Consider the following 4549-nt stretch of genomic DNA (forward strand, 5'->3'; position numbering starts at 1 on the left):
AAAAAATCCCAAAACTTTTGCAAAAAGTTTTAAAGGGATTTAGCTTGAATCAACCCCCACTCTGGATCACGAAGTAATCCAGTCTATCTTTTAGCAAATTTGTATATAAAAAATCCCAAAACTTTTGCAAAAAGTTTTTAAGGGATTTTACTTAAAAACAACCAACATTTCCCCTTTTGATTAAAGCCAAAAGAACTTTCAATATTTTCAATTATTTTTGATAAATCACAAGAATTTGTACTTAAATTTCAGTAAATAACATCCAGTGTTTTAAAATAATTTAAAAAAACAGAATAAATATATTGATTATTCAAATATTTTGTTAATTTTACAAAGCCCTTTTATCTATTATTAACCTAATTCTTTTTAGTATGGCTACTTGTTTTGAGTCCATCGACAAAGAGTGTATCACTGCACTTGTATTCCCCAAATCAGATGTTCTGAGTAAAAAAGAAGCAATTCAGCAACGAATTGATGAATTAAAGCTCGCCTTATCCTTTGGAAATCTAGATTATTTCAAGATCAAAATTTATTTTGAAGATAATAAATCTAAAAAAGTTGTAGAGGCTACTGTTTGTGGCGTTACCAACAAACGGGTTATAATTAATCGAGGAGTAGGAATTCCGATTAACCGAATTTACAGAACTTTTAAGTTTTACAACTAGATTTTAATCGGTTATTTTATTTTATTATTAGTATCCCTGATTGCTATTCTATGGTATTTTATCAGTAAAGAAATTTATTCTTTTTAGAATAGATGTTAGTTAGTTTTATTTTCAGAAACACCAGTCATGCCGGACTGGTGTTTCGCTTTTTATCGACTATTCAAACATTTTTTTAACGAATTGTGATCATATACCTTAAAATAATTATATTTGTGTTCTAAAATTATAAAAAATGAAAAAAATTTACATTTTATTAGTAGTTGGTTTAGGGTTTGTTTCCCAATTAACCGCACAAAATGATAATCAATCAGAAATTAGATTAAGCTTATACGGTATGTATACTTTTGAAGATAGTTTTGATTCGTATTATGATTTCGGTAATTATTACCAAGGCGTTATTCAAGATGGAATGCTTTACGGAGCAGGTTTTGAATTTGAAGTAAGAAGAGATGTCTTTTTAGAACTTTCTTATCTTCGTGAAAACACATCGGCTCCTACGCAGTATTTTAATGGAGGAATTTTTGGTAAATATGCTGATATTGATTTAAAAATCAATTATTTAATGTTAGGCGGAAATCACAGTTTTAGCAAACCGGGTTCTAAAGTGGAAGGTTTTGCAGGAGCTTCCCTTGGAATGGCCATAGTCGATTTAGATTATAATGATGGTAATCCCAATAACTATATAAATAATAGGGTGTCAAAGTTTGCATGGGGTTTAAAAGCAGGTGCCATTGTTTGGGCAACACCAAAATTTGGAGTTAAGTTGCAAGCTCAATTGTTATCTGTAGCACAGTCAGTTGGTGGTGGAGTATTTTTTGGCACAGGAGGTGCAAGTGCGGGGGTAAGTACCTATTCATCAATTTACCAATTCAGTCTTGGTGGCGGTTTGGTTTACAGCTTCCAAAAATAGATGTAGATCTTTTTATAAAATGCAAAGCGACCCGAATTTTGGGTCGCTTTTTTAGTTTATTTAAATAATTAAAGCACTAATTCACTTTGATTTCTAAATACTAATTCACCATTAAAACTATCTAATAGAATGATGCTGTCTGTTTTTACAGTGCCACCCAAAATTTCTTTCGATAATTTATTTAAAACTTCCCGTTGAATCACCCGTTTTACCGGTCGGGCACCAAATTGTGGATCATATCCCTTTTGAGCCAAATAGTTAATCGCTTCAGGTGTGGCATCTAATGTGATGTATTGGTTAGCCAACATTTTTGTGACACTTTTTAATTGCAGCGAAACAATTTCTTTAATGTTTTCAGCAGTTAAAGGTGTAAACATGACAATTTCGTCAATTCTGTTGATAAATTCGGGGCGGACTGTTTGTTTAAGTAAACCCAAAACTTCTGTTTTTGCTGCTTCGGTTGCAGCATCAATGCCACCTTTTAAATTCTCAAATTTCTCTTGTATAATGGCACTACCCATGTTGGAAGTCATGATGATAATGGTGTTTTTAAAATCTGCCAAGCGTCCTTTGTTATCCGTTAATCGTCCTTCATCTAAAACCTGAAGTAGAATGTTAAAAGTATCTGCGTGTGCTTTTTCAATTTCATCTAGCAAAATAACAGAATAAGGTTTTCTACGCACCGCTTCAGTCAATTGACCACCTTCGTCATAACCAACATAACCCGGAGGGGCTCCTACCAATCGGCTTACGCTGTGACGTTCTTGGTATTCACTCATGTCGATACGAGTCATCGCATTTTCGTCGTCAAATAAATATTCAGCCAATGCTTTTGCTAATTCAGTTTTACCTACTCCTGTGGTTCCTAAGAAAAGAAATGTTCCAATAGGTTTTTTCATGTCTTGCAAACCGGCACGGCTTCTTCTGACAGCATCGCTAATCGCTTCGATTGCTTCTTCTTGACCCACTACTCGGTGATGTAATTCATCTTCCAATTTTAATAATTTCTCGCGTTCGCTTTGAAGCATTTTTGTCACGGGAACACCCGTCCATTTTGCAACTACTTCCGCAATGTCGTCACGTGTTACTTCTTCCTTTATTAAGGAAGTTCCGGCTTGGTTTTCTTGCAATTGAATTTGTAAGGCATCCAATCGTTCTTGTGAATTTTTAATTTTCCCGTAACGAATTTCAGCTACTTTCCCATAATCTCCTTCTCGTTCAGCCCGTTCGGCCTCCAATTTAAAATCTTCGATTTCTTGTTTAACCGTTTGAATGGCATCCACCACATCTTTCTCTGATTTCCATTTGGTAAAGATTTCGTTGCGTTCTTCTTTCAAATTAGCCAAATCTAATCCTAGTACTTTTAATTTGCTTTCGTCGTTCTCTCTTTTAATCGCTTCAATTTCAATTTCCAACTGCATAATTTTGCGATCCAAAACATCTAATTCTTCAGGTTTTGAATTGATTTCCATCCGTAATTTTGAAGCGGCTTCATCCATTAAATCGATTGCTTTATCAGGCAAGAAACGATTGGTTATGTACCGTTGTGATAATTCAACAGCTGCAATGATTGCATCGTCTTTAATTCGAACTTTATGATGGGTTTCATATTTTTCCTTAATTCCACGTAGGATGGAAATCGCACTTTCAGTATCCGGTTCGTCCACTAAAACTTTTTGAAAACGTCGTTCCAAAGCTTTGTCTTTTTCAAAATATTTTTGATATTCATCCAAAGTGGTGGCTCCGATGGCTCTCAGTTCGCCTCTAGCCAAAGCCGGTTTCAAAATGTTTGCGGCGTCCATGGCTCCTTCACCACCGCCGGCTCCCACAAGTGTATGAATCTCATCTATAAACAACACAATATCTCCTTCAGCAGCTGTTACTTCTTTTACAACTGATTTTAAACGTTCCTCAAATTCACCTTTGTATTTTGCACCGGCAATCAAAGCACCCATATCAAGTGAGAAAACGATTTTATCTTTTAAATTTTCAGGTACGTCGCCATCTACAATTCGATGAGCCAAACCTTCTGCAATGGCAGTTTTTCCCACACCGGGTTCACCCACAAGTATCGGGTTGTTTTTGGTTCGTCGGGTTAAAATTTGTAACACTCTACGTATTTCTTCATCGCGACCAATCACCGGATCGAGCTTGCCACTTTTGGCCAATTCATTTAAATTCTTTGCATACTTATTTAAAGCATTGTATGTTTCCTCAGCAGAAGCAGAAGTCACACGTTCGCCATTGCGAATTTCTTGAATAGCTGCTTCCAACCCTTTTTCAGTAACTCCTTGATCTTTTAAAATTTGAGCAATTTTGCTTTTAGATTTGAAAATGGCTAATAGCAAATGTTCAATCGAAACAAACTCATCATTCATTTTTTTTGCGATGCTCGCAGCATCGTTCAACATCGAGCCTGATTCACGTGAAAACATGATTTCACTTCCGCTTACTTTTGGAAAGCTCTTGAGGGTGCTTTCTAGTATTTGGGCAAACAGTATCGTATTTACATTGAGTTTTTTTAAAATAAACGGCGTGACGTTTTCATCAATGGTCAAGATTGCTTTGGAAATGTGTTCGTTTTCAATTTGTTGATGACCATATTCTTTTGCAATTTGCTGTGCTTGCTGCAAGGCTTCTTGCGATTTGATGGTTAAGTTTTTTAAATTCATTTTTATTGTTTTATATTTTTTTCAGATGATTCTAAGTCGATATTTCAATACCTTTGTAATTCAGGTCAATTTATATTCCAAACTAACAATCAAGACAAAATGACCGTTTTTGAGCATAAAACCACAAAAAATCAAGCCAAAATGTCTTAAATTACGTCAAAAATGAGTATTTTTAATAATCTTTTCGGGAATACAGAGCAGGGAAATGTTTCTAAAATAGAATGGAGAAAAGTAACGGACTTGGGTCAGTTAAATGAAATGACCGAACTCTCATTTGAAAAACCGGTACTGATTTTTAAACA

At 34.9% G+C, this 4549-nt stretch carries 3 protein-coding genes; 2 read left to right on the top strand and 1 reads right to left on the bottom strand.

Annotation, left to right across the window (positions count from 1 at the left end; all coding sequences use genetic code 11):
- Positions 1–371: 371 nt before the first annotated feature.
- The gene (locus ACIQ2S_RS11620) at positions 372–665 is read left to right on the top strand and encodes a hypothetical protein (protein ID WP_396176166.1); all 294 of its coding nucleotides are present in this window, start codon (positions 372–374) and stop codon (positions 663–665) included.
- 232 nt (positions 666–897) lie between these two features.
- Positions 898–1575, top strand: a complete 678-nt coding sequence (locus ACIQ2S_RS11625) for a hypothetical protein (RefSeq protein WP_396176168.1) — start codon at positions 898–900, stop codon at positions 1573–1575.
- Positions 1576–1643: 68 nt separating this feature from the next.
- Here ACIQ2S_RS11625 and clpB read toward each other — a convergent pair whose 3' ends face one another.
- Positions 1644–4247: an ATP-dependent chaperone ClpB gene (clpB, locus tag ACIQ2S_RS11630; RefSeq protein ID WP_396176170.1), complete on the bottom strand. Its 2604-nt coding sequence runs from the start codon at positions 4245–4247 to the stop codon at positions 1644–1646.
- Positions 4248–4549: the final 302 nt, after the last annotated feature.

This window comes from Flavobacterium sp., from assembly GCF_044371705.1.
Lineage (GTDB): Bacteria > Bacteroidota > Bacteroidia > Flavobacteriales > Flavobacteriaceae > Flavobacterium.

What these genes read in the sequence shown, in the direction of transcription:
- clpB (WP_396176170.1), bottom strand. Translation starts at nt 4,247, where the DNA reads ATGAATTTAAAAAACTTAACCATCAAATCGCAAGAAGCCTTGCAGCAA.
- ACIQ2S_RS11625 (WP_396176168.1), top strand. Translation starts at nt 898, where the DNA reads ATGAAAAAAATTTACATTTTATTAGTAGTTGGTTTAGGGTTTGTTTCC.
- ACIQ2S_RS11620 (WP_396176166.1), top strand. Translation starts at nt 372, where the DNA reads ATGGCTACTTGTTTTGAGTCCATCGACAAAGAGTGTATCACTGCACTT.